Raw genomic sequence first — 26058 nt, forward strand, 5'->3', positions numbered from 1 at the left:
TTAGCTGTCGAGACCGGATATCGCGCCGATCTCAATTCGTGGCAGCAGTTTCAACCGCGGAGATATTCGTCATTTCACTATTTGCCAGACAATGTCACCGGTCGTAGAACCGGAAGAATTTGCGGGACAAGGACATCCGCCGTCATCTCTCATGTTCGGACCAAGGCTATATAGAAAAAAACCTTTGCCTTGGCGCTTATAGACAAGGTTCTTTCCGCTGAACGGATCAATCGGCAGTTGCCATTTGAGTTTTGAACGTAATTCATTAAGCGTGGCCGGATATGAGCCGAATCTGCTTTTATAAGCTTGCAGTCCCAAACAGACACGGGCACATGATATGTCGGCAGTGGCTGCATCGCGTAATTTACGAACACGACCATATACAGGTGTGAGCAGCGCCGACATCACTGCATAATGCGGCGGATTAAACGAAGGAGATATATGCCTTGCTTTAACCTCTCTGTAGGTTAATGAAACATTTTCTATCTCTGACTTCATCATTCTCAGATAATATAATTCATCTTGGTTAATGAAAGTCTTCATCATCACATTGTTGCCTGCAGCCGATGCGGAACCGGACGAACCCATGAGCCCGCGGTAGCCCACTGAACGCACCTGATCAAAACACCAGATGCCCATCGCTCTCTCGCCAATCATGACACACGTAGAATGCGACGCCAGGTCTATCTTGGCAAGAGCATTGTCAATTGATTTTGCCTGAGATTCATTAAATGTGATCTCATTCATCGTTTTTCGCAGTGCGCTGGTGCTTATTCTCAACATTGCGTTGCGCACAAGCAACGCGATCAGCGTCGGCTCATCGCGGATCGAGTCTGATATACAAATACTCATCTTCAACGCTTCAGCACACTCTTTTGCCTCACCGTTGTGCGCCGCAACAACTGCACGTGCTGACATATATCTGCTCAGCTCCCGGAGCCTAACCAGATGAGGAAATAATGCCCCTACCCCGCTCGACCAATTGACTGGAAACTTGCACACCGGTTTGGATATCGCTCGCTCAACTAACGGCACAACAGACTCGAAATGCTTGGCCGCTTGGCCAGTTTCTTCCCATTGCAATCGAGTGAACGGTTTGGATGCTGAATCAAACAGTTTTTCATATTTCGTCTTATATGCATCTGCACTAGGAGCGGAAAGGATTGCAAATGCCGAGGCGTAGTCATTAGCTGCATTTTGTGAGGCAGGAACAGGAGAGCCGCCAAGTTGGGATACGTCCACAGGCTCGCCTTTTGCCGCAATCGCCGCTAATTCAGCCTTTACCTGCTGCCCTGCCCCGGCTATCTTGAACGCAAATATCAAAACTGCCAAAAGTAAAAGCCCTATCAGAGAAAGTGCGACCGTCCAGCCGATACTGATCTTGCCAGTTTGCTTGATGCGCATGATATGCCTCCACACCTTTGTAACAATCAATATTGTCATTTCCAAAATATCAGACGCCCGAATTCATACTCTTTTTGTATCCCACTCTTTGAGAATGCTCATTTGCCCGAAATTTTCGGTTCAGCAGGAGGTTCGCCCTCCCGATATGGCTCGTACTTATTGGAATCAAGGCATGCCTTTTGGCTCTCCGCTAAGAATGAGTATTTGGAGTCTGGGCTCTCTGCTCTCCACTCTCCGCCCTCAGCCATTTTCTTACCTCGCTTGATTGGGGTTCGCGTTTTCGTGATGATATGTTATACTTTTATGATCAACATATGCAAGGGTGGCAGACACATTGAGCGATGTGATCGCGATAGTCGGACCCACAGCAGTGGGTAAGACGGCTGTGGCGATAGAACTTGTGACGCTTATCGGCGGAGAGATTGTCTCGGCAGACTCGATGGCCGTATACAAAGGTATGGACATCGGGACTGCCAAACCGACCGCCGAGGAACAGTCACGCGCTCGATTTCATCTTATAGATGTGTCCGACCCGGCAAAGTCATTTAACGTGGGCGAGTTTCAGCAGCTTGCGCATGATGCGATAGACGATATAGTCCGTAGGAACCCACCGGCATTGGTGGTGGGAGGCAGCGGGCTATACGTGCGGGCTGCTATAGACGGGCTGGACACGTCGATTCCCGCCGACAATCAAGAATTTCGGCAAAAGATGGTTGAACAGGCGCGTCTATATGGTAATGAATACGTGCACGGCCTGCTCGCGAAGGTCGATCAGGCGTCGGCACAGCGAATTCATCCTAACAACCTGAAAAGAGTAATACGAGCGCTGGAGATTTATGAGCAGACAGGCTCCAGACCCTCGGATATCTTTGATGCAGATTCCAGGCGTCAGTCTCGTTATTCTGACGTTCGTTTTTTCGGTCTCATGATGGACCGCAAGAAGCTTTACGCGCGAATAGAGCAGCGCGTGGATATAATGATAGAAACCGGCCTTGTCGAGGAAGTCTCGCGGCTCATGGAAATGGGAGTCGACCCAAACACGACCGCGATGCAGGGCCTGGGCTATAAGGAAATAGCCGGCTATCTGGGAGGAAAACGGGGCTTTGACGAGACCGTCGAACTCCTCAAAAAGAACACCAGACGGTTTGCCAAGAGGCAATACACTTGGTTCCGTGCCGACCCGCGAGTTCAATGGATTGATGTGGGTGGACGAACCGCCGCAGAGGTGTCACTAATAATAAAGGAGTCCTTAGACAAATGAACAAGGCGCAGATGAACCTGCAGGACACGTTCCTGAACCAGGTTAGAAAAGAAAACATTCCCGTCACTATCTACCTCACAAGCGGTGTGCAACTTAAGGGGCTGGTTCGCGGGTTCGACTCGTTTACACTGGTCCTCGAAACGCCGGGCAAACCGTCGCAGCTTGTATATAAGCACGCAATGGCGTCAGTGGTCCCGCTCAAGTTCGTACAGCTTGCACCTCGTGATGAGCGCGGTACTGCTGCCGAAGAAGAAACCTCCTAGATATTCTGAATTTCGACTTGTGAAATCTAAAAAAGGCTTTTAATGCCTCCAGGTACCTTACCTGGAGGCCATAGTATGATTCAGGATACCTGGAGAGATAAGTATTAAAAAAACTAACAATCAGGAACGAGAACTGTGAGATTTACAAAGATGCATGGCGCCGGTAATGATTTTGTTGTGATTGACGGCGCAAAAGAAATAATACCGGAAGAGCAACTCCCATCTATTGCAAAACACGCCTGTGACCGCAATTTTGGCGTCGGAGGAGACGGGATTATTCTCGTCCTGCCCTCGCGCACCGCTAACTTCCACATGCGCATGTTTAACCCGGACGGCAGTGAAGCCGAGATGTGCGGTAATGGAATCCGATGCTTCGCAAAATATTTATTTGACCGAAAGTTTCACACTGACGTCGTCATGACTGTAGAGACTCTAGGCGGAGTCAAGACCTTGAAGCTCAATGCGGCCGGTGGCAAAGTGCAGACAGTGCGCGTGGACATGGGCGAGCCGGGGCTGCTGCGGTCTGAAATCCCAATGAAGGGCACGGCAGCCGACAGGGTAATCGCCGAACCGCTTAAGATCGCCGGAAAGAAAATCGAGATCACATGCGTGTCGATGGGAAATCCGCACTGCATAACGTTCGTAGACCATGTAGACGAGGTCCCGGTAGAGAAGATCGGTCCGGAGGTGGAAAACCACTCGTCGTTTCCGCAGCGGACAAATGTTGAGTTCATAGAAGTCTTGAACCAGCAGGAGATCAAGATGCGCGTATGGGAGCGCGGAGCAGGCGAGACTCTAGCATGCGGAACCGGCGCATGCGCGTCGGCTGTCGCATCCATGCTAAATGACAAAGTGCAGAAAAAGGTAACCGTCCACCTCAGGGGCGGAGACCTGTTCATAGAATGGCTCGGCGACAACAAAGTTTATATGACCGGCCCCGCGGAAGAAGTCTTTGAGGGGAAGGTAATACCGGCTGAGTTCAAGAAGTGGATTACTGAGGGATAGCCGAAAGCAATTTAGAAATTAAAAGCGCCGTTCGGCAGACTGCCGGGCGGCGTTTTGCATAAAACGTAATTCTGTTATCCCTCCAGGAAAGATTCCTGGAGGGATAAAGCTGAATCCGTTCAGAGTAGGTTCGGGCACGATATCTGGATCGCGACCGGAAAAGAAACCAGCGATTTCAAATCGCGAACTTTTCACAGCATAGGAGAAAGCATGGAAAGAGCAAAGAGACTTGACCTTATACCGCCATATCTGTTCGGTGAGATATCTCGATTAAAGGCAAAGGCAGTCGCCGAAGGTAAAGACCTTGTCGATCTTGGAATCGGCGACCCCGATCAGCCCACCCCGCAGGCTGTGATCGACAGGCTCTGCAAGGCCGCGAACGACCCGGAAACACATCGCTATGATGAGACCGAGGCCGGCTGGCCGCTTTTTCTCGAAGCTGCTTCCAGGTGGTATAAGAAACGCTTCAATGTCGACATCGACCCAAAGTCGGAGGCTATGCTTCTGCTCGGTTCAAAAGATGGGCTTGCTCACCTGTGCTGGGCAATGATTAACCCCGGCGATATCAGCCTTGTTCCTGACCCCGGATATACTGTCTATAAGGTCAATACACTTATGGCGGGCGGCAATATCCATCAGATGCCGCTGCTTGAGAAAAACGGGTTTGTGCCCTCTCTTGATGACATACCCACGGATGTCGCCAAGAAGGCCAAACTCATGTTCCTGAACTACCCGAACAACCCGACAGGCGCAACTGCAACGCTCGATTTTTATAACGATGTGGTGCGCTTTGCGAAGCAATACGATATTGCGGTCTGCAGCGACCTGGCATACTCGGAAGTAACATATGACGGTTATAGAGCGCCGAGTATGCTTCAAGCCGATGGAGCCAAAGATGTGGTAATTGAAATGCATTCGCTCTCGAAAACGTATAACATGACCGGGTGGCGGATCGGGTTTGCGGTAGGAAACGAAGATCTGATCACGCATCTGAATAAACTGAAGTCGAACATCGATTCACGGCAGTTCCCGGCAATAGACATCGCCGCAGCATATGCTCTGGAGAATGTGTCCAACCAGCCTACACTCGATCTGTATAAAAAGAGAAGAGACATATTGATTGATGGTCTCAATGGGTTGGGTTGGAAGGTAAAGAAGCCGATCGCATCACTTTACGTATGGGCAAAAGTGCCGGAAGGCTATACTTCGGCTGATTTCGCAAAAAAGCTGCTCACCGATGCCGGTGTGCTCGTAATCCCCGGCAACGGATATGGAGAATACGGCGAGGGTTATGTACGCATGTCGCTTACCGTTTCAGGCGACATGGACGGCGACAGAATGGCTGAAGCTGTGCGGAGAATCAAAGAAATACAAATAAAATGGAGTTAGTAAGTTGAAAAAAGCAAAGAGACTGGGCAAAATACCGCCCTATCTGTTCATGGAGATATCACGTTTGAAAGCCAAGGTCATGGCTGAGGGCAGAGACATTATAGACCTTGGAATCGGCGACCCGGACCAGCCTACACCTGAACCAATAGTAGACAGGCTCTGTGAAGCGGCGAGAGAAGCTGAATATCACAGGTATGACGAGTCTGAAGTCGGCTGCCCCGCACTTATGGAAACAGCGGCAAGGTGGTATAAAAAGCGCTTTGGCGTGGATATCGACCCATGCAGCGAGACGGTAATGCTTATCGGCTCGATAGACGGACTTGCTCATCTTTGCTGGACTATGATCGACCCGGGCGACGTAAGTCTTGTGCCTGACCCGGGTTACACCGTCTACTGGGTAAATACGGCTATGGCAGGCGGCGAGCCTGTGCCTATGCCTCTGCTCGAAAAGAACAATTTCCTGCCTGACCTCACCGCCATACCGACTGATAAAGCCAAGGCCGCAAAGTTGATGTTCATTAACTACCCGAACAACCCGACCGGCGCCGTGGCTGATCTTGACTTTTATAAAGATGTCGTCGAATTTGCAAGGCAATACGACATAGCTGTCTGCAGCGATCTGGCATATTCGGAAGTCACATACGATGGTTATAAAGCGCCCAGTATCCTGCAGGTTCCCGGAGCAAAAGACTACTGCATTGAGATGAACACTCTCTCCAAGACATTCAATATGACAGGCTGGAGAATAGGCTTTGGCGCAGGTAACAGCGAACTTGTCGGAGCGCTGAACGAGCTCAAGACCAATGTCGATTCGAGGCAGTTCCAACCTATCGGGCTCGCCGCTGCATTTGCTCTGGAAAATGTTTCTAATAAGAGCATGCTCGATCTATATAGTAAGAGAAGAGACATTCTGGTCGACGGGCTCAATGCTCTGGGATGGAACCTCAAAAAGCCCAAGGCGTCGCTCTATGTGTGGGCAAAAGTACCCGATGGATATACTTCCACTGAGTTCGCAAAGATGCTGCTTAAGGACGCCGGAGTGCTTGTGATTCCGGGTAACAGCTACGGCAGTTACGGCGAAGGATACGTCCGGATGTCGCTCACGGTGCTTGGAGATAAAGACGGCGACCGCATGACCGAGGCTGTGCGGCGGATCAAGAGCCTAAAAATTAAATTCTGAATTTCGAACTCCGAATTTTGAGTTTTTCTATTCGTGCACTCACTGGGCATGATATCATGTAGTAAATTCTGTAATCACAGGAGATCACTATGGTAAGAACTCAGATACAGTTGACCCAAAAACAGTATCAGAGGCTTAAGAAGATTGCAGGCCAAAAAGGGGTATCGGTGGCGGAGATTATACGTCGGTCGGTGGACAATACGCTTGCCAGTGAATCGCTGCCTGACATGGACGAGATGAAAGCTAAAGCCCGCGCGGTATTTGGCGCTTATCAGGACAGCCAATCGGACGTGTCTGAAAACCATGATCGTTATCTGTCCGAGGCATTTGGAGCATGAATAGCGTATTCATCGACACATCCGCATTTTACGCAGTGCTATCAAGCACGGACAAGAATCACGATAGAGCCGTTGCCGATTGGAACGCTCTGCTGGACGATGATGTTGTTAGGCTGTGTACGTCCAACTATGTGGTTGTAGAAACATGCGCTCTTGTCAGAAATCGACTGGGCGATGATGCAATGCGTAGTTTTCTAGATAGCCTCTTGCCTCTGATGATGGTAATCTGGGTCGATCAGAAAGCCCATGCATCTGCGACTGCTGCAATGCTGGCATATGGAAAGAATGGACCGAGCCTCGTCGATTGTGCTTCTTTTGTAGTGATGCGTGATTCTGCCATCATCAAGGCTCTGGCATATGATAGACATTTCGCCGAAGAAGACTTCACTGCCTAAACTGAGATATTCCAATCAAAACGACATGCTTATCCGACCGGCAACAATTGAAGATGCGGCAAGCATTGCTAAAGTGGGTGTAGATACTTGGCGAAGCGCTTACCGCGGCTTGGTGGATGATGATCACCTCGATAACTTGAGCTATGAACGCTCAGAGGTTAGATGGAAAATCGGGCTGGCTGAAGAGAATTGCTTTACGTTCGTGGCAGTCGGCGACGATGGCAGTATCATTGGTTTTGCTCATGCAGGACCCGAAAGAGATGGCGATCCGATCCATAAGGGCGAACTCTATGCCATATACGTTTTGCAAGAATATCAAGGCAGGGGTATAGGTAAGGCTCTGTTCGATAAAGTTGCTGAGAGATTCATGGCAGACGGCACCGAAGGCATGGTTATTTGGGTGCTTACGGAAAACAAATCGCGCTGGTTCTACGAGCACATAAACGGCCGCTTTATAAGGCGTAAAACCCTCACCATTGGCGGGCGTGAGCTTGAGGCTAGCGCATATGGTTGGAATATCTAGTGCTTCTTAATGATATCAGCACAACCGATAAAGCACTTCTCGTGGTCATTGATCCCAAGGACCGCTGGGAAGCCGACGCCAATACCGAAGAGCTGCGCGAACTCGTGGACAGCGCCGGTATTGAGATCGCCGATGAGATGCATATCCGCCGCGATGACCCTGACCCGCGTTTCTATATAGGCAAGGGCAATGCAGAGGAGGCTTATCTGCGCGCGACAGACTCTGACGCGTCGGTCGTAATAATAGGTGAAGACCTCTCCCCTACCCAACAGCGAAATGTCGGCGACGCGACCAAGTGTGAAGTGATCGACCGCACACAGCTCATCCTCGACATATTTGCTCAGCGCGCCCGCACAAGCGAAGGAAACCTGCAGGTCGAGCTTGCTCAGCTCCAATATCTGCTCCCGAGGCTCACCGGACAGGGCACGTCGATGTCACGTATCGGCGGCGGCAGCGCGGGTGGGATCGCAACACGCGGGCCGGGTGAAACCAAACTTGAAACAGACCGCAGGCGCGTGCGTAAACGGATATCGGTACTGCGCGATGAGCTTGACGAAGTCGTTCAGCACCGCAAAGTCCAAAAACGATCCAGGCGCAAACTCATGGTTCCCAATGCCTCACTGGTCGGCTACACCAGCGCTGGTAAATCCACTCTCATGAACCTGCTGGCGGGAACCGACGTCTCTGCGAATGCGAGGTTATTCGAAACACTCGACCCAACGACGAGGCGGGTCGACATGGAGGGCCAGTGCTCGATTATACTATCGGACACAGTCGGTTTTTTGCGCAAGTTGCCGCATGGCCTAATTGCGGCGTTTCGCGCAACACTTGAAGAGGTAGTCGATGCGGATTTTCTGATACATGTGGTCGATGTGGCTCATCCGTTCTTCAAACAGCAATATGTCGCTGTCATTGAAGTGCTCGCCGAACTGGATATTGAGGACAAACCGATCATTACGGTCTTCAACAAGAGCGATTTGGTAAAGGATCAATATGAGCTCAGGAGAATGGTTGCAGAGATACCTGACTCGTGCTATATGTCCGCGGGCACAGGCGATGGAGTGAAATACCTGCACCGGCTGTTATGCAAGGTTATTGGCGAGATGATGAACCGGATCGAGGCTCTTCTGCCTTATGACCGCGGCGATCTGCTGGCGATGTGCCACGACAGAGGCCGAGTGCTGGCGCAGGAATATCTGCCGGAAGGGGTGCGCATTGAGGTGGAGCTGTCGCCCGATCTGGCGGATAGAATAAAAGCATTTGAGATTCAAGAAAGTTAGGGTAATGAAAGCGCTTTCAGTTAAGCAGCCCGCAGCAAACAAAATTGCATCGGGTGAAAAAACCGTCGAACTTCGCACTTGGCCTACAAAATATAGAGGTCCGGTGCTGATCGTATCCTCAAAAAGGCCTGATATCGAACCCGCAGGTTGTGCACTGGCAATAGTTGATATAGCTGATTGCCAACCGATGCGCCAGGAACATGTGGCTTCTGCCTGCTGCGGTCAGCTATATCCCGAATGCTTCGCATGGATACTAACTAATGTGCAGAAAATTAAGCCATTTCCAATGCGCGGTTCGCTGGGATTATACGAAGTCGATATAGATCAATTTAGCCTGGATAATAATGATCGTCTTAAGATAAAGGATCGACTGACCAAATGCGCAGTCAATCTTGCATTTGATATTGAGTAATTCTGCTGGAGGAATAAATGTCTGAGCTTGCAATATTCGGGGCAGAAAAGTCCTGTAACTGCCAGTGGCCAAGTTGGCCTGTACATGGAGATGAAGAGCGAACCGCACTGCTGGAAGTGCTTGAATCGGGTAAATGGTGGTACGGCGAGAAGGTCAAAGAATTTGAGAGCAAATACGCCGGGTTTCAAAACGCGAAATTCGGGGTGACGGCCACTAGCGGAACCACCGCCCTCGAAGCGGCACTCGATGCGCTGGGAATCGGCGCGGGCGATGAAGTGATAGTCCCGCCGTATACGTTTATGGCAACCGCAAGCGCAGTGCTGCGAGTCAACGCAATCCCGATATTTGCTGACATCGAGCCGGACACATTTTGCATAGACCCGGAAGATGTCAAGCGCAAAGTCACTGATAAAACAAAAGCTATTATACCAGTGCACCTGGGCGGGTATGTCGCCGATATGGACAGGCTCTGGAAAATTGCCCGCGAACACGATCTGTATTTGATCGAAGACGCATGCCACGCCTGGGGCAGTCAGTGGAAAGGAAAAGGGGTCGGCGCTATCGGTCACTGCGGGGTGTTCAGTTTTCAGGCATCGAAAAACATCAACAGCGCCGAGGGTGGAATCATGCTCACCGACGATGAACGGATCGCAGACGCGTGCCGCAGCATCACTAACTGTGGACGCTCCAAGACAGGCGCGTGGTACGAGCATCATGTAATCGGCTCCAATCTCAGGCTGACTGAGTTTCAGGCCGCAATACTTCTGGCGCAGCTCACCAGGCTTGAATCACAGATAATCAAGCGTATGCAAAGCGTACAGATAATCGAGGATGTGCTCAATGATGCACCGGGGATTCGTCTGACCCGACACGATAACCGAATGACAAGACGCAGTTATCATTTCTATCCGTTCAGACTTGATATGAGTATATCGCGAGCACGATTTATCGAGGCTTGCGAGGCTGAGGGGATCCAGCTCTCACCGGGTTATACAACGCCGCTGTATAAGAACACGATGTTCCGGCAGGAGAAAGAAGGCTCGGCGAACTGCCCGTTCTCATGTCCTTATTACGGCAGGAAGATCGATTACAGCATCGTAAAATGCCCTGTCTGTGAAGAAGTCTGCAATGATACGTGCTGGATACCGCAGACAATGCTGCTGGCGGATGAGAAAAATGTGCTCGCTCTGGCAAATGGAATCAGGAAAGTCTGTGAGAATGCGGGGGAATTAGTGTAATGTCGCTATTTAGAGCATCGGCAACACAAACAAACCTTGAGCCTTGGCCGGGCGTATGGATGACCGGCTACGGAGCCAGAACCAAACCCGCCGAGGGCACGCACGACCCGATCATGGCTCGCGCACTTATGATAGATGCCGATGGAGTATTTTTTGTAATTGTCTCGTGTGATCTGCTCGGTATTGGCACACAGGATGTCAACGACATACGCAGGTGCATTCATCAGCGTGCCGGTATACCGGAAAGTGCAATTATGGTCGCGGGCACTCACACGCACTCAGGCCCAGCCACGCAGTATCAACGTGGAGTCATGGGTGTGCTCAACCCCGAATGGCTCGCAAAGGCGAAGGAGAAGATTGTCGAGGCTGTCTGCACACTGCCGGGCAAGCTGGAACCTGCTACATTTTCATACGCAAAGTCAAAAATCGAAGGCTTCGGTTACAACAGAGCGGATAAAACTCGCACTATTGACGAGGATTTCATAGTCTTTAGCGTAGACTCCTGGGCAGGGACGAACATAGCGACCCTCATCAACTTCTCTACTCATGCGGTCACTATGGGTCCCAAGAATTTGCTGTTCTCGGGAGACTTCCCGGGCGCGGCTTGCAGGAAACTGAGTGAGACTAGAGGCGGCATCGGGCTGTATCTGGCTGGAGCTGGAGGCGACGCCGATCCTGTAATAAACCGCGACAGGGGCTGGGGAACCGGCACATTTGAGGACGTCGAAGCATTCGGTAATATGCTTGCAGGCAAAGCCGATGAACTCCTAGGCAGCGCTCAAAAGGTCTGCACAGTGAAGATCAAAACTCTGAGCAGGACAGTAGATATGCCGATGGCTGAGCCTGTCTCAGATGATGAACTTGCTGGACTGATAGCCGAGTATGAGTCGGCCATAGCTAAGGCAGGCGAGGCGGGGAAGACAAGCATCGAGTCGGCTATGCTGGTATGGGCAAACGATCTTAAAAATGCGATCCATAACAACTCGGTCCCTAAAACAACTCCTGTCGAGATATTCGCGGCAAAGATAAATGACTTCAGCCTTGTCGGTGTGCCCGTCGAGCCTTATTCGGATATAGCGCTGGCTGTTAAAGCAGATATGTCGCCGTCGGTCTGCGCATTCGTGGGTTACTCGAACGGGCTCTACTGCTACATACCAGCGAAGTGGGAATATGAGCAGGGCGGTTACGCATCAACGGCTTATCGTTGGTTTGAAGGGATGATGACAGGCTTCTGCGAAGATGCGGACAGCCGCCTGGTATCGGCAGTTGCGGAGATATTCTCGCAAATGGATGCGCAGGAATAGAAGCCGATTGCGGCTAAGGCATATTGGGTATACATGAGCAAACTCACCCGGAGGTAGTAATTGAACACAAATACACGCAGCGCTTGCGTTGATAATATTCTCGATCTTGTTGGAAACACTCCTATGCTGCACCTGTGTAAGATAGCAGGCGGCAATGTTTGGGCCAAAGCCGAATTTCTGAACCCGGCGGGAAGTGTAAAAGACAGGGTCGCTAAGTATATAATTGAACAAGCTGAAATCACCGGTAAGCTTAAGCCGGGCTCTACAATAGTCGAGGCGACAAGCGGCAATACAGGAATTGCACTGGCGTTTGTCGGCAGACTTAAAGGCTACAAGGTCATAATATGTATGCCGTCGGATATGAGCGAGGAACGCAAGAAGATCATACGGGCACTCGGAGCCGAATTAGTCGAGACCCCCGCCCAGGAGAGCATCGCAGGATCAGTGGCTAAAGCTGAGGACATCAGACGCCAAATACCCGACTCGTTTTTGATGGGGCAGTTCGTGAACCCACTCAACCCTGAGATCCACTACAAGACCACCGCAGTAGAGATATGGGAACAGATGGAAGGTCACGTAGACGGCTATTGCGCCGGTGTTGGAAGCGGCGGTACTCTGGGTGGAGTTGCCAAGTTTCTCAAGGAAAAGAACCCCAATGTGCGAATAGCGGCTGTGGAGCCGAGAAACTCTGCCGCCCTACTCGGACATGAGCCGGGGCTGCATCAGATTCAAGGAATAGGTGATGGGTTCGTGCCTCCTGTGCTGGACGTAGAACTCATTGACGAGGTCATCACCGTAACCGACGACGATGCCATTAACACTACCCGAAGCCTCGCAAGCATAGAAGGTGCGCTTGTCGGCACATCATCAGGAGCAAACGTTTGGGCGGCGATGCAGCTTGTCAAAAAGCTCGGACCCAGCGCCAGAGTGGCTACTGTTATGCCGGACCGCGTTGAGAGATATTTCAGCACAAGCCTTATCTAGCATTTGCGAAACAGACCTACCCAAAGGAATGGTTCACCAAATAGATCGCCCTTGGAGTGCTTACACATCTGTCGCAATTCAAGCACATCAAAATACGGGCTGAAGATGTTCATCAGCCTTTGCTTTGAATATCCCAGGCCACCGTGCATACTGCGATCTCTATAGACTTGCCAGTCGGTAATATCAGCTCCGCCCATCTCCTCAGGCGGCGCTGCGCCCATACAGGTCAAGCCAAATGCTCCGCCGGGTTTGAGCGCAGTAGTTATCAGCGAGGTAAAAGACATCCTGCGATGCGGTGGTATATGATGGAAGCACCCACAATCATAGACTAAGTCATAGCATCCGGCTTCAATTGGAAAGTCAAAAATAGAGGAGCATATGAAATTAACATCGACCCCGGCCTCTGCAGCTCTCTCCTTAGCCCATTCGATTGATACGGGTGATATATCTATCGCATCTACACTGCAGCCCTGCATTGCCATATATATTGCATTTCTACCCGCGCCACAACCAAGTTCGAGCACTCGACCCGGCTGCAACTGATTGCCATCGAACCAGCTAACCAGACTCTCGTCAGGAGCATCTATGAAGAATGGAATCTGTTTAGACCTGTCAGAATAAAATGAGTCCCACCACTGCGATTCATTGCGCAACAAAGAATCCAGCATAAGCATGAGATCATCATCGCTGAGAATTGTTTCGTCAGGATTATCGTTCTGCCAGATATAGCTCAACCGGACCCCCTAACAAAAAAACCGCGCTCACAAAATCTATTGCAAGTACGGTTTTTAATCTGACTGGTGGGTCGGCTGGGATTCGAACCCAGGACTCTCGCCTTAAAAGGGCGATACTCTACCACTGAGTTACCGACCCGTCGCCACTGCGACTGTAAAATTATACCATCTTTGGCCGGGCACGGTCAACGCTTGCGCGCATTGATTTTAGATTGATTCGTAAGGCGGCTTGGGCATCGGGGTTACAATAAACAAGAAAACAGCCCGGCGCTTGATTGCGCCGGGCCGAATTCTTTTCATCCAAATCGAAAAGCAAAATACTTATTCGAGACCGTGATAATTGTAGTCACCCAGAGCCGCGCCCGGATTGTTCGGGCATGTTGCAACAGTACCGATTGCATTAATAGTATTTGCATAGGATGCACCAGTTGACGGACAAGTCGGCTCCTGCTTGATATAGTCAGGCCAGAGCGTGCCTGCAATGACGCCGCCATCGGAAAGCTTATTGTCCATTGCATACTGCTCTTTCGCCGTCTCGATCTGCCGCAGGTTGGCGCAGCAGCTCTTTGCTCGCGATGTTTCTCTTGCGCGCATGAAGTTCGGGATTGCGATGGCAAGCAATATGCCAATGATCAAAACCACGATCATGATTTCAATCAGGGTGAAACCTCTGCGCCTCTTAGCTGTGAATCTACTCATTTTGTACGAATACCTCCTCCGATTGTTACTGAGCGTTGGATATAACTTTTTTCCTAAGAGGTTCTTCCATACGCCGATAAGTGTTTAACACATCTTAAACGTGGAGCATACAAAACCGGTAATTGTGCGGGGAAAAAGGCGTAGATAGTAAACGGGCTGCTGTCGAAACGCATTAAAAGCAGATTCCCCACTAATCCGAATTGCAGCTACATCTTCTTGATAAACAAATTCTGCAATTCGGATTACAAGTTCGGAATGACAGTAGCGGCCATATGTTCAGGCGGAGAATGCGTTTTGAATGATGTCGGACACATGAAGCTTGCCATCCCGGCTCGATACTTCAACCACGTCGAACCTGCACTCGCAATCTCCCAAATTCGACTCTTGCAGATAGTGGCGGGCAGTGATTATCAGCTTTTGCTGTTTGGCAAGCGTGACAGACTCGGCAGGGGTGCCGTATTCATCAGTTCGCCTGCACCTGACCTCCACGAACACCAGGCAGTCGCCATCACGCGTGATCAGGTCAATCTCGCCCTGACGGCAGCGGTAGTTGGACGCAATTATCCTATAGCCGCGGCTGCCCAGTTCGGCGGCGGCGGCTATCTCGGCGCTTCTGCCTTTTCTAGACCTGGGAGAAGGCAATTTGCGTTCCTTTCAGAGATCGGCGAGAACGTTTTACGATGGCAAGGGCACGGACCCAGGCGCTCAATAGCCTCAATATGAGACTTACAGCCGTAGCCTTTGTGTTTAGCGAAGCCGTAGCCGGGATACTGCTGGTCCAGATCGACCATGATCGCGTCCCTGGTAACTTTTGCAATAATCGACGCTGCGCCGATAGAGACGCATTTGCTGTCGCCCTTGACTATAGCCAGGGTCGGAGCGCCAAGGCCGCTTACGGAGAGGCCGTCGACCAGAACATAGTCATATGGTGCGCCCATGTTTTCGAGAGCCAGTCGCATAGCCTGATGCGTCGCGCGGAGTATGTTGATCCGATCAATCTCTTCGGGTCCGACAATACCGACACCTACTGCCGCAGCCTCACTTGATATCCTCTCGAACATCATCTCACGTTTGGCAGGGGTAAGCTTTTTGGAGTCGTCGATGCCCGTCGGGTCGAAACATTCAGGCAAAATTACCGCCGCTGCCACTACCGGTCCCGCGAGTGGGCCTCTACCGGCCTCGTCCAACCCAGCTATGCTCTCATAACCAATCGAGCGGGCCTGGTTTTCGTAGACCCATATGTCAGTGTCCAATTTATTCACCATATATCAGGTTATCGGGAGAATGATTCCCCCAAGCGGCTGAGAGGCCAAAAGATTAACATCGCTTTGCCCTCCAGACGTTTTCGGTCCAAGAGGCCCCAGCGCCGGGCATCATCCGAGAAATTGCGATTGTCACCCATCACCAGCAGCCGACCCTTTGGAATTTTGACGACCCTTGAGCCGTCTTTATCCACACCAATCCATTTTTTAGGTGTCAATTCACTGGGATAGGGCTGATCGCTATCCTCGGAAGTGTAGCTTTCATTCAAGGGTTTGCCGTTCACATATACTTTTCCAGGAATGACTCTCACGCTTGCCCCGGGTTTACCCATAGCCGCTGCGACTTGTGCGCAGCCGACCTGCCTGCCGTTTGCATATATCTTACCATTTTGCAGCTTAACCGAGCACTCGTCTTCTTCCTTCCGACAAGGTGCCAAGGCGATGCGAAGGTCATCATGATAGTAAGGGATGTGACCTATGAGAACATATCCGGCAGTCACACGAACACTGTCGCCAGGAACGCCCATCACGCGCTTGATATAGTCGGCTTCGTTATGACCTGCTGATTTGGGAGACTTAAAGACAACTACATCGCCCAGTCTCGGCTCTCGGAAACGATATATGAGCTTATTTACCAGGATGCGATCATTTACCCGAAGTGTAGGGACCATGGATGCTGAGGGAATATAGAATGCCTGCACCAAAAAAGGCCTTATGAGCAAAAACACAAGGCCAATCGCAAGCGCCAAAGACTCTGCAATCTCGGCTACAGCCTTTGCATGTGCAAATCGCTGCCGGATGAGTATAAACCTGGCAGCGATCAGAACTGTGATCAAACCGATCACGGTATATATATTGAGGTTTGCAAGTCTCTCGGTAATGCTCATAATTACGTAACAGGCAACAGGCAATAGAACTGCTGCCTATTGCCTGAGGCCTGATTACTGCGTTAGTGAATCCATCGGATGCGAGTTAGCGGCCAGAAAATAAACATCGCCTTGCCGAGCATGCGTTTTCGGTCCAGAAGACCCCAGAAACGTGCGTCATTGGAATTGTTACGATTGTCACCCATAACCAGGAGTCTGCCCTGAGGAATCTTTACGGCAGGCTTACCCTGGTATTTTACAATCCACTTCTCCGGCGTGGCCTTCTCACCCGAAAGCATTGGATACGGCAGATCGGGGTCCTCAGCGATATAAGGCTCGTCGATCGCTTTGCCGTTGATATAGACCTTGCCCGGGAACACTTTTACCTTCGCTTTAGGGTCGTTGGCGGCAGCGGCTATCTCTGCATGAGTTACGCGACGGCCATCGACATAGACATCATTGCCCTTTAGGAGCACGCACACATCCACATCGCCATCGGGCTTGGCATAAGTGCCCAGCAAATCACGCAGATCGACGTGAGTATACTTCATATCGCCGATCATAATGTAGCCCGCCGTTATCCTGATCTTATCACCCGGCACGCCAATAACACGCTTGATAAAGTCCTTTTCGACCGGCTCACCGGGTGTCGCCTCAGGCGGAGCCTTGAAGACTACAACATCATCAAGCTTTGGCTCCTCAAAACGGTATATAAACTTGTTGACAAGTATATGGTCTTGCTCAAGGAGTGTCGGGTGCATGGACGCCGATGGAATAAAAAACGCCTGCACGATAAACGGCCTGATCAACAAAAAGACAAGCGCCATCGCTACCGCAAGCGATTCGGCGATCTCAGCAACCGACTTTGCAAACGGATGTTTTAATTTCAGCAGCACAAACCTGATTATCAGCAAAACAATAACCGTAATAATCACGGTCGGTATGCTGAGGTTTGCGAGCCGTTCGGTAATGCTCATCTTGCTCCCTGGCGTTCCTTGATCTTGGTGGCCTTTCCGACTTTCTCACGCAGGTAGTAAAGCTTGGCTCTGCGCACCGCGCCTCTGCGGGTCACTTCAATCTTGGCGATCCTGGGAGAATGCAGCATAAACGTGCGCTCCACGCCTATGCCATGCGCGATTTTGCGGACGGTAAACGACGCTCGCACACCACCGTCTTTCTTGCCGATGACAACGCCCTCGAATACCTGTATTCGCTCTTTGTTGCCCTCGATGACGCGGTTGTGTACGCGAACCGTATCGCCCGGTCCGAAGACCGGCGCGTCGATCCTAAGCTGCTCAAACTCTATCTGGTCAATTATCTGCACTTGAATCCTCCTAAAAAAAGCTGAGAGCGGAGAGTGGAGAGCTAAGAGCCCGGAACTGCCACCGCTCAGTTATGCCTAGAGTTACTGCCGGGACCAAATGTCCCGTTATTCGTGATTCACTTTACGCTGGTTATCAGACTCCAGCATGCGTATTAAATCTTTATCTTCTTCTGTCAGCGGCGCGCTCACAAGCAGATCAGGCCGCCTTTTGAGCGTTCTCTCTAGTGATTTCTCGCGACGCCACTGCGCTATTTTGGCATGATTGCCGGACACCAAAACCTCGGGCACGCTCATACCGCGAAAGTCTACGGGCCGAGTATACTGCGGGTACTCCAACAGCCCACTCGAAAACGAATCAGTCTCGGGCGATGTCTCATCTCCCAGCACTCCCGGTATCAACCTGGACACGGCATCGGCAATCACAAGCGCCGCAAGCTCCCCGCCCGTCAACACATAATCGCCAATTGAGACCTCATCGGTCGCCAGATGCTCGCGTATACGCTCATCTACGCCCTCATAACGTCCACATATAATAATTACGTGACTCTCGCGCGCAAGTTCCGCTGCCATTTTCTGATCGAACCTCCGGCCCTGCGGAGTCATCAGAAGTATTCTCGGCTTAATGCCGGGCACGCGGGCTTTCAAAGACTCAACGGCCTCAAAGACCGGCTCAGGCTTCATCACCATCCCCGGTCCTCCGCCGAACGGAGCATCGTCCGTAGTGCGATGCTTGTCGTGCGTAAAATCGCGCAAATTGACCGCGTTTATCTCGATCAAACCTCGCTGCCTTGCTCGACCGAGTATGCTCTCGCCTGTCACCGCATCGATCATCTGCGGGATGGTCGTTATTATTTCTATGCGCATATTTATCTGCGAAAGGGTGCGCCCTCACCCCAACCCTCTCCCCCAGGAGAGGGAGAATTACTCCTCCGGCAATAATCCGGGGATGGGATGGATCACCATTAGCCCTTTTTTAATGTCAATTTTCACAATGATCTGCTTGATAGCCGGTATAAGCACACCCGCGCTCGTCTCATAGACATCATTCGCGCCGCCCTGCATTATTTCGACTATCTCGCCAAGTTCTCGGCCATCGTCAGTCACTACTTTCAAGCCGATCAGATCAAAGAGATAAAAGCTGCCCTCGGGAAGCTCGCCGACTTCGGAGCGGTCTATCACAAACTCTGCGCCCCTTAGGTCCTCCGCCGCATTTCGGTCGTCAATTCCCTCAATCTTGAGAGTAATGCCGCCCTTGTGCGAAATATTCCGCTCGACTTTTGACGTAAAACGCCTGCCCTTGACGGTCTTCACTGCAACAGGCCGGCCCTTATCGAAGCGCTCAGGAAAATCGGTGCGGATCATAACCTTTAACTCGCCCCGCACACCGAACGGCGCAACGACTGTGCCTATAACGATATCTGCGTTATTTTCCGGCATAGCCGCCCCGTATCTCCACAACCTTTTCGTCTTTGACCACTATCTCACAGGCTGAGACTTTGGAGAAGTCGTCACCGACTTCGATCTCCACCTCGCCCTCAAGAACACCGCGCTCATACTCCGAACCGATTTCCATCGAGGAAATCTTGCTCATCTCGCGGACAAGCGCGGCTTTAGCTTCATCCGATTTACGCTGTTCGGCACGAAGCCGTTCGACTATGCTCTCAGGCGTAGCCGGACTATCAATCTGCGCCCCCAAGCGCCTGGAGACTTCCTCCAGCCTGAGTTGAGCCGCGCGCATTTCGGTCATGCGGTGCTCTTTGAACTGCTCCGTCACGATAACCTTTACGCGAACAGGTCTCTTGATGACTATGCCCATATACCTCTAACCGGCGAACGTGTAAAGTGGAAAGCCCGGAACAGACTTCCTTATGCATTCCACCGCTATACCAGATTTTGAAACGTCCGCGCAAAGCAGATTCCTCGACTTCGCCCGGAATGACAATGTGCGAACACATTGATCTTACGGACTAGGGCAGTATCTTTACGTAGACGTTCTTATGGCTCTTCAAGGCTGCGGCCTTTGCGACCGTGCGCAGAGCGTTTGCTACCCTACCCTGCTTGCCGATCACCTTGCCCAGGTCATCCGGGTCGACAGTCACCTCAAAAGTCACTGCCGACGGCCCTTCATCGATCTCTTTTACATCGACACTATCCGGACTGTCTACAAGCGCCTTTACCAGAATTTCAATTAGACTCTTCAAACCACCACTCCCTCAATCAGTATGAGTTGTGAGCTATAGGTTATGAGTTGCGGATTATCACATAGCATTCAACTCATGACACTCTACGCATAACCCACTTACTCCTCTGCGGCGGCCTCAGTTGCAGGCTCTGCTGTCGGCGCTGCTTCTGCCGCAGCTTCTTCCTTCTTGGACTTCTTGGCGGCCTTAGGTTTCTTTTCGGTCAAACCGCCGAGGAACCCCTGAGTCTTCAAAAGCCACCGAGCCGTATCACTCGGCTGAGCGCCCGTGCCGAGCCAATAGTCGATGCGTTCCTTGTTCACATTGATCGCGGGCGGGTCCAGATTCGGATCGTATGTGCCTACCAGCTCTATAAATCTTCCATTGCGAGCGGTGCGGCTGTCGGCGACCACGATTCTGTAGAACGGTCTTTTCTTTGCACCCATCCGTCTGAGTCTAATTTTAACCACGTGTTGTCTCCTCCGATTTGCGTCTTCGCATCATAACGTCGTGCGTCCCCGCGTCTTGACGTTTTGACGCAATGACGTTGCGACGTTATGACGCTAGAATGGAAAGTTCGGCATTCGTTTTCGCCGCTTCCCCGATACTTCCGCGCCGGTCATGGCACGAATCATCTTTTTCATATCGTTGAACTGGTTGATAAGCCGGTTCACTTCCTGCACACTGGTGCCGCTGCCGTCCGCTATACGACGCCTGCGACTGCCGTTGAGGATGGTCGGATCGTGACGCTCATCGTTTGTCATCGAGCACAATATTGCCTCGACTCTTCCAAACTCCTTCTCGTCGATCTTCGCATCCTTGAGCTTGGACATATTGCCAAGCCCCGGGATCATACCCAGTATCTGGTCCAGCGGGCCCATCTTTCGCATCTGGCGGAGCTGGCCTAGATAATCGTTCAGGTCGAACCTGTTCTCCCTGAACTTGCGCTCCATAGCCGTCGCCTGCTCCTCATCGAAGGTCTCCTGAGCCTTTTCAATAAGACTCAGAACATCCCCCATTCCGAGGATCCTCGAGGCCATGCGGTCGGGATAGAACGGCTCTATGCCGTCCATCTTCTCGCTGGTGCCTATAAACTTTATCGGCTTGCCGGTGATGGCCTTGATCGAAAGAGCAGCCCCACCACGCGCATCGCCGTCCATCTTAGTCATTATGACGCCGTCGAGAGAGAGCGCATCATTGAACTGCTGCGCCACATTCACGGCGTCCTGACCGGTCATTGCATCGACTACCAGTAAAACTTCGGTAACATCAATAGCCTGCCGCAGGCGCTTAAGCTCGGACATCATCTCTTCATCGATGTGAAGCCGGCCTGCTACGTCGATAAGCACAGGATCGTTTCCGCTCGATCTAGCCGCATTCATTGCGGCCTTGGACACGGCAACTGCGTCCTGCTTATCACCTATATCAAAGACATCGACACCGATCTGCTCACCAAGAGTCTGAAGCTGTAGGATTGCAGCCGGACGATACACGTCACCCGCCACCAAAAGCGGCTTCTTGCCCTGTTTCTTGAACATCAGAGCGAGCTTGGCGACGTTGGTCGTCTTACCCGCGCCGTGCAGACCCGAGACCATTATTACAGTCGGCGGCCGCTCGGCAATTTTGAGCTTAGCCTGCTCGCCTCCGAGCAGCGCTATAAGCTCTTCATTTACAATCTTTATAACCTGCTGCGCGGGATTAAGACCCTTAAGAACCTCTTCTCCGATTGCGCGCTCTTTTATACGACCGACGAAGTCCTTGACGACCTTAAAGTTGACGTCGGCCTCAAGCAGAACCAGCCGAACCTCGCGCAGAGCCTCATTGACTTCCTGTTCGGTAAGGCCGCCCCTGCTCCTGAGCTTGGCAAAGACATTCTGCAGTTTTTCAGATAGACTTTCGAACAAGCTATTCTCCCGTACAACACGACAGGAAGCAACTGAGGGAAGAGATCGATCAGGTCCCTTCCCTCAATCGCTTCGGTCCGCCAGTCGTATCAAGTTAGTATATCGATTCAGGCGTGTCTTGTCAATCCAAATTCGCTAGAGGCTCCAAATAAAGACCATTTCATATCGTATGATCGTGGCAGCGTGGATCGTTGAACCACTTCATCCACGATCAAACGATAAACGATCATACGAATCTTTATATCCTAATTTTAGCCCAGTCAAAATCCTCAATGGCTGCCTTTACATCTGAACGCTTATGCAATCTCATTTCAATGCCGACTGTCGTGCCCTGGTCGCTCGTGGCAATATAGACATGGTCGGAAAGAGAAATCATAATCTTATAACCCATGCCCAGAGTTCCGGCGGTCGTATAGCCCTTGACAAATGCGACCTGTGGAATGGTCATGGCTTCGATTCCGGGACCATGATCGGTAACTATAAACATCATCGAATCCTCACTGTGGTGAATGGACCCCTCACCCCCGCTCGCATGCTTGAGAGCGTTTGTGCATACCTCACCAATTGAAACAGCAAAATCATGAATGTCGGAATCATCCATACCCGCGCCACAGGCAATTTCAACTACGGCAGCCCGTATCGCACCGATATCCTCACTGCGCTTGATCTCATACTCGGCAATAGTTGGACCCGCAGATTTGTAGATTTCGTCTTTTTCGGTCATCATCAGCTTACCGTCTGTGGCGGCCATGATCGTACGCCGATAAAACTCTTTTTTATACTCCTCGGCAAGTTTACGCTCAGTAACATCCCGCACAGATTCTATGGCGCCGATTACTCTACCTTTTGTATCATATAATGGTGTCGATCTGAACCATAAATACGCGCCACTGGGCTTTAATATGGGTGTGTAAGTCTCCGCGACAAGAGTCTCCCCCTCTATCTTAACGCTGTTGTATATGGCTTTTATCTCATCGACAGGTTTCAGAACAATGTCCAGAAGCATTGGTCTTTTATAGCCATAGAACGCGATGGAATATTCTTGATCGCATTTGCCGATCATGTCCGCAGCTTTCACGCCTGTCATTTCTTCTGTGGCACGGTTCCAGGCGATTACTCTGCCCTCAGTATCAATCGCAAAAGTTGGATCGGGAAGAAAGTCTATGATATCGGAGAGACGACGCTCTGAGTCTTTCAGAGCCGATTCGGCGCGCTTACGTTCAGTGATATCGCGCACTATTGCCCAGTAACCAACAGCTTTTCCTTCATCATCGCGCATCAGATAAGTACGAAGTTCCACTGGAAATATTGTGCCGTCTTTTCGTATGTATTCTTTTTCAAAAAGGTCGGAGTCGCCCCTCTTAAGCACCTGCTCTTCGATAATTTGTTCTTCTATGTCATGCCATTTTTGCGGGGTAAAGTCGCGATATGTGAAACTGTGCAGTTCATCTACTGAATAACCGACCATGTTTCTGAACGCTTCATTGAAATCGAGGATTCGGCCAGACAGGTCGAGACTTGCATAGGCGTCAGTCATGCTGTCATAGAGTCTGCGCAGCTTCTGCTCGGACTTACGCAAGGCAATCTCAGCCTGCTTGCGCTCTGTTATTTCACGCACTATCGCCAGCACCCTATATTCGCCTTCTATCATCGCGCGCTTCAGGTTTACTTCCGTCCAGAAGATGCGCCCAGTCTTATCCCTGCTTCTCCACTCAAAGAGCTGAGGTCCGACCTCCGCTGCTTTCCTTATCCATTCCATCGCCTCAACTTGACTGTACGGCGATTCATTGAGACTAACAGCGCCCACATCGATACTTTGTATTTCTTCAGGAGAAAAGCCGAACACTTCAATCATTTTGCGGTTGATATCAAGGATTGCGCCGGTATCCTTATTAAAAACAATTATAGAATCGTTGACGGCGTCAAAGATTTGCCGGTAGCTGTCACCCGACGCCTCCGGCTCATTTGCATGCCGCTTACAATAGCTATTCGCGACCCTTGGATCGCGCAATTTTCCGGAGCGTTTTTTCATCTACAACCTCTATCCTGTGTTCATGTAACAATGACTTGTATTATTAGCACCGCACCGGGTTGTTTCGATTGCGAAGCGGCCGAAGCCGCCATCGAAGGTGACGAGTCTTTCAGACTCGGCTTCGCCCCCGCCGCTTCGCTCTGGAACCAAAGCAACGGGCACATTCGCAAACGTGGCAAGTCCCCATTACGGAAACACTAGGACACATTCCTAATGCTTAGAATTGTGTTACAAGATCAGCATAGCTTCAGCTATAATTATTCCGACAAACTGCCAAGTATAAACACAATCATCTTATTATGGATGACTTTATTATCAACCCAAAGCAGGTCGTTTTCATTGACACTGAGCCTGGGTGTCGGGTATACTTAGTGCGGGTTTGGCAAACAGACCTAATCCCCAACATAAGAGAAACCATGAGCGAGGAACAACCCAGACACAAAGGGCGACCGACAGACGTGGCAGGCGAAATACTCCACGACGTAGGTGATGAGTTTGTCGCTGTTGTCGCGATGCCGGGTGAGATCACCTATGCCGCTCTGATCAAGTTTTTTGAGTTCATAGGCGACATTTCAACCCTGCTGGCACACTCTCTCAAGTTTATATTCAAAGGCAAGATGGACGTCCGCGAGATGTTCAATCAAATGGCGATTATCGGAGTCGCATCCCTTCCTATCGTGCTCATCACAGTCGCTTTCTCCGGAGCAGTGCTGGCGCTGTATATGTCACAGATTGTTGTAAGATGGGGAATGGGCAGCCTCACAGGAGCAGTGGTCGGTATTTCGATTGCAAGGGAAATCGGGCCGGTGTTGACGTCGGTGGTAGTCGCGGCGAGAGCGGGAAGCGCTATCGGAGCGGAACTGGGCAGCATGAAGGTCACGGAACAGATAGACGCGCTGCGGTCTCTGGCTGTTAGTCCTGTGCAATATCTGGTTGTGCCCAGGCTTCTGGCTGGAATCCTTATGCTCCCGGTGCTTACAATCTTTGGAGATGTGGTCGGGATAGTCGGAGCATACTGGGTCGCAGTGATCAACGGCGTAGCAGGCGGCGGATTTGTCAGCAGCCTCAAAGCACAGGTAATTCCGTACGACGTAATGATGGGACTCCTGAAAACAGTGTTTTTTGGGATCGTGATAGTAATTGTCGGCTCGCAGCAGGGACTTCAGACCACAGGCGGAGCAACCGGAGTCGGCAAATCTACCACCAACTCGGTCGTTATATCTATAGTAATCATTTATATACTTAATTTCTTCCTGGCATATGTTATGTTCGGCGGGAAGACGGCATTCCTGTGATCACGGCAAAACAGCTATCATACAGAGTGAGCGGCGGTTCTATACTGCGGCGGGTGGACCTGCATGTCCGCAAAGGTGAGACTATGGCGGTCATGGGAATGTCGGGCGCAGGCAAGAGCACGCTCCTCAAGTGCATGGGCGGACTTCTGAAACCGACAGGCGGAGAGCTGTTTGTCGACGGAACAGACATAGCGCGTATGTCTGAAAACCGCCTTAATACGATTCGCAGAAGGATAGGCATGGTCTTTCAATATGCGGCGCTTTTCGACTCGCTGAATGTGTATGAAAACGTGGCGTTCGGGTTGAGAAGACACACCCGCATGACCGAAAGCGAGATTGCCGGTCTGGTCGAACAAAGACTCGCGATGGTGGGTCTTGCCGATACGCAAAAGAAAATGCCGTCGGAACTCTCCGGCGGCATGCAAAAGAGAGTGGGACTAGCCAGGGCGCTTGCACTGGACCCGGATATAGTGCTCTACGATGAGCCGACCTCCGGCCTGGACCCTATAACGGCTGCGGCAATTGCCGAGCTTATTGTAAAGACACGGGACGAACTCGGTGTGACGTCTGTGCTGGTCACCCACGATATCCAGAGCATTACTCGCGTAGCAAGCAGGATTGCAATGATCCATCGGGGAAGGATTATCGCGAGCGGCAGCGTGGAAGAAATGCAGCAGTGTGAAGACGCCACCGTGCGGCAGTTTATGAACGGCGATACCGAAGGCCCGATCAAAATAACAAGTTAAGTGTTATGGGTTGCGAGTTTTGGGTTGTGAGTTGGGGTTG

General features: G+C 51.1%; 30 protein-coding genes and 1 tRNA gene. 15 read left to right on the plus strand and 16 right to left on the minus strand.

Going from position 1 to position 26058, the window contains the following annotated elements:
- Positions 1–69: 69 nt before the first annotated feature.
- Positions 70–1404, minus strand: coding sequence for a hypothetical protein (locus ABFD83_05820; GenBank protein MEN6356586.1), 1335 nt, complete (start codon positions 1402–1404; stop codon positions 70–72).
- Between the two features lie 343 nt (positions 1405–1747).
- Here ABFD83_05820 and miaA point away from each other — a divergent pair, with 343 nt between their 5' ends.
- From miaA to cysK, 13 genes are all read left to right on the plus strand, one after another.
- Positions 1748–2665, plus strand: coding sequence for a tRNA (adenosine(37)-N6)-dimethylallyltransferase MiaA (gene miaA, locus ABFD83_05825; GenBank protein ID MEN6356587.1), 918 nt, complete (start codon positions 1748–1750; stop codon positions 2663–2665).
- Positions 2662–2928 carry an RNA chaperone Hfq gene (hfq, locus tag ABFD83_05830; protein MEN6356588.1) on the plus strand — a complete coding sequence of 89 codons (267 nt, stop codon included), beginning with the start codon at positions 2662–2664 and terminating at the stop codon, positions 2926–2928. The genes miaA and hfq overlap by 4 nt, the downstream gene beginning before the upstream one ends.
- Before the next feature lie 135 nt (positions 2929–3063).
- Positions 3064–3933: a diaminopimelate epimerase gene (gene dapF / locus ABFD83_05835; GenBank protein MEN6356589.1), complete on the plus strand. Its 870-nt coding sequence runs from the start codon at positions 3064–3066 to the stop codon at positions 3931–3933.
- Between the two features lie 210 nt (positions 3934–4143).
- Positions 4144–5322 carry an LL-diaminopimelate aminotransferase gene (locus tag ABFD83_05840; protein MEN6356590.1) on the plus strand — a complete coding sequence of 393 codons (1179 nt, stop codon included), beginning with the start codon at positions 4144–4146 and terminating at the stop codon, positions 5320–5322.
- Positions 5323–5326: 4 nt separating this feature from the next.
- Complete coding sequence (locus ABFD83_05845; GenBank protein ID MEN6356591.1) at positions 5327–6502, plus strand: LL-diaminopimelate aminotransferase; 1176 nt, start codon at positions 5327–5329, stop codon at positions 6500–6502.
- Between the two features lie 89 nt (positions 6503–6591).
- Positions 6592–6840 carry a ribbon-helix-helix protein, CopG family gene (locus tag ABFD83_05850; GenBank protein ID MEN6356592.1) on the plus strand — a complete coding sequence of 83 codons (249 nt, stop codon included), beginning with the start codon at positions 6592–6594 and terminating at the stop codon, positions 6838–6840.
- The gene (locus ABFD83_05855; GenBank protein ID MEN6356593.1) at positions 6837–7235 is read left to right on the plus strand and encodes a PIN domain-containing protein; all 399 of its coding nucleotides are present in this window, start codon (positions 6837–6839) and stop codon (positions 7233–7235) included. Before ABFD83_05850 ends, ABFD83_05855 begins: the two co-directional genes overlap by 4 nt.
- On the plus strand, positions 7198–7758 hold the full coding sequence (locus ABFD83_05860; GenBank protein ID MEN6356594.1) for a GNAT family N-acetyltransferase: 561 nt from the start codon (positions 7198–7200) through the stop codon (positions 7756–7758). Before ABFD83_05855 ends, ABFD83_05860 begins: the two co-directional genes overlap by 38 nt.
- On the plus strand, positions 7746–9038 hold the full coding sequence (gene hflX, locus ABFD83_05865; GenBank protein MEN6356595.1) for a GTPase HflX: 1293 nt from the start codon (positions 7746–7748) through the stop codon (positions 9036–9038). The genes ABFD83_05860 and hflX overlap by 13 nt, the downstream gene beginning before the upstream one ends.
- A gap of 4 nt (positions 9039–9042) precedes the next feature.
- A complete protein-coding gene (locus tag ABFD83_05870; GenBank protein ID MEN6356596.1) occupies positions 9043–9450 on the plus strand; it encodes an ASCH domain-containing protein in 408 nt (135 codons plus the stop codon).
- 17 nt (positions 9451–9467) lie between these two features.
- Positions 9468–10688 carry a DegT/DnrJ/EryC1/StrS family aminotransferase gene (locus ABFD83_05875; protein MEN6356597.1) on the plus strand — a complete coding sequence of 407 codons (1221 nt, stop codon included), beginning with the start codon at positions 9468–9470 and terminating at the stop codon, positions 10686–10688.
- Positions 10688–11992, plus strand: coding sequence for a neutral/alkaline non-lysosomal ceramidase N-terminal domain-containing protein (locus ABFD83_05880; protein MEN6356598.1), 1305 nt, complete (start codon positions 10688–10690; stop codon positions 11990–11992). Before ABFD83_05875 ends, ABFD83_05880 begins: the two co-directional genes overlap by 1 nt.
- 60 nt (positions 11993–12052) lie before the next feature.
- Entirely contained in the window at positions 12053–12976 is a 924-nt protein-coding gene (gene cysK / locus ABFD83_05885) for a cysteine synthase A (GenBank protein ID MEN6356599.1), read from the plus strand.
- Here cysK and ABFD83_05890 read toward each other — a convergent pair.
- The 15 genes from ABFD83_05890 to ABFD83_05960 all read right to left on the minus strand — a co-directional run bounded on the left by ABFD83_05890 (position 12973) and on the right by ABFD83_05960 (position 23977).
- A complete protein-coding gene (locus ABFD83_05890; GenBank protein ID MEN6356600.1) occupies positions 12973–13650 on the minus strand; it encodes a class I SAM-dependent methyltransferase in 678 nt (225 codons plus the stop codon). The two genes, cysK and ABFD83_05890, sit on opposite strands and share 4 nt — an antisense overlap.
- A gap of 124 nt (positions 13651–13774) precedes the next feature.
- Positions 13775–13849 (minus strand) — tRNA-Lys (locus ABFD83_05895).
- A gap of 182 nt (positions 13850–14031) precedes the next feature.
- Positions 14032–14409, minus strand: a complete 378-nt coding sequence (locus ABFD83_05900) for a prepilin-type N-terminal cleavage/methylation domain-containing protein (protein MEN6356601.1) — start codon at positions 14407–14409, stop codon at positions 14032–14034.
- A gap of 276 nt (positions 14410–14685) precedes the next feature.
- Entirely contained in the window at positions 14686–15051 is a 366-nt protein-coding gene (locus tag ABFD83_05905; GenBank protein MEN6356602.1) for a YraN family protein, read from the minus strand.
- On the minus strand, positions 15009–15662 hold the full coding sequence (locus ABFD83_05910; GenBank protein MEN6356603.1) for a ribonuclease HII: 654 nt from the start codon (positions 15660–15662) through the stop codon (positions 15009–15011). The genes ABFD83_05905 and ABFD83_05910 overlap by 43 nt, the downstream gene beginning before the upstream one ends.
- A gap of 20 nt (positions 15663–15682) precedes the next feature.
- Positions 15683–16582 (minus strand): signal peptidase I, encoded by a 900-nt coding sequence (gene lepB / locus ABFD83_05915; protein ID MEN6356604.1) that lies wholly within the window; start codon positions 16580–16582, stop codon positions 15683–15685.
- Between the two features lie 38 nt (positions 16583–16620).
- Positions 16621–17514, minus strand: coding sequence for a signal peptidase I (gene lepB, locus ABFD83_05920; GenBank protein MEN6356605.1), 894 nt, complete (start codon positions 17512–17514; stop codon positions 16621–16623).
- Positions 17511–17861, minus strand: a complete 351-nt coding sequence (rplS, locus tag ABFD83_05925; protein ID MEN6356606.1) for a 50S ribosomal protein L19 — start codon at positions 17859–17861, stop codon at positions 17511–17513. Before rplS ends, lepB (ABFD83_05920) begins: the two co-directional genes overlap by 4 nt.
- 105 nt (positions 17862–17966) lie before the next feature.
- Positions 17967–18725: a tRNA (guanosine(37)-N1)-methyltransferase TrmD gene (trmD, locus tag ABFD83_05930; protein ID MEN6356607.1), complete on the minus strand. Its 759-nt coding sequence runs from the start codon at positions 18723–18725 to the stop codon at positions 17967–17969.
- A 57-nt stretch (positions 18726–18782) separates the two neighbouring features.
- Positions 18783–19298: a ribosome maturation factor RimM gene (gene rimM, locus ABFD83_05935; protein ID MEN6356608.1), complete on the minus strand. Its 516-nt coding sequence runs from the start codon at positions 19296–19298 to the stop codon at positions 18783–18785.
- Positions 19285–19677, minus strand: a complete 393-nt coding sequence (locus ABFD83_05940; GenBank protein ID MEN6356609.1) for a YlqD family protein — start codon at positions 19675–19677, stop codon at positions 19285–19287. Before ABFD83_05940 ends, rimM begins: the two co-directional genes overlap by 14 nt.
- 151 nt (positions 19678–19828) lie before the next feature.
- Positions 19829–20062 (minus strand): KH domain-containing protein, encoded by a 234-nt coding sequence (locus ABFD83_05945; protein ID MEN6356610.1) that lies wholly within the window; start codon positions 20060–20062, stop codon positions 19829–19831.
- A 98-nt stretch (positions 20063–20160) separates the two neighbouring features.
- Positions 20161–20511: a 30S ribosomal protein S16 gene (gene rpsP / locus ABFD83_05950; protein MEN6356611.1), complete on the minus strand. Its 351-nt coding sequence runs from the start codon at positions 20509–20511 to the stop codon at positions 20161–20163.
- A gap of 93 nt (positions 20512–20604) precedes the next feature.
- Entirely contained in the window at positions 20605–21945 is a 1341-nt protein-coding gene (ffh, locus tag ABFD83_05955; GenBank protein ID MEN6356612.1) for a signal recognition particle protein, read from the minus strand.
- Between the two features lie 238 nt (positions 21946–22183).
- Positions 22184–23977 carry a PAS domain S-box protein gene (locus ABFD83_05960; protein ID MEN6356613.1) on the minus strand — a complete coding sequence of 598 codons (1794 nt, stop codon included), beginning with the start codon at positions 23975–23977 and terminating at the stop codon, positions 22184–22186.
- Between the two features lie 416 nt (positions 23978–24393).
- Between ABFD83_05960 and ABFD83_05965 the strand changes: the two genes are divergently transcribed.
- Together ABFD83_05965 and ABFD83_05970 are read left to right on the plus strand one after the other, a co-directional pair.
- Positions 24394–25272: an ABC transporter permease gene (locus ABFD83_05965; GenBank protein MEN6356614.1), complete on the plus strand. Its 879-nt coding sequence runs from the start codon at positions 24394–24396 to the stop codon at positions 25270–25272.
- Positions 25269–26018, plus strand: a complete 750-nt coding sequence (locus tag ABFD83_05970) for an ABC transporter ATP-binding protein (protein MEN6356615.1) — start codon at positions 25269–25271, stop codon at positions 26016–26018. The genes ABFD83_05965 and ABFD83_05970 overlap by 4 nt, the downstream gene beginning before the upstream one ends.
- Positions 26019–26058: the final 40 nt, after the last annotated feature.

It is taken from the genome of Armatimonadota bacterium (assembly GCA_039679645.1).
Lineage (GTDB): Bacteria > Armatimonadota > UBA5829 > UBA5829 > UBA5829 > UBA5829.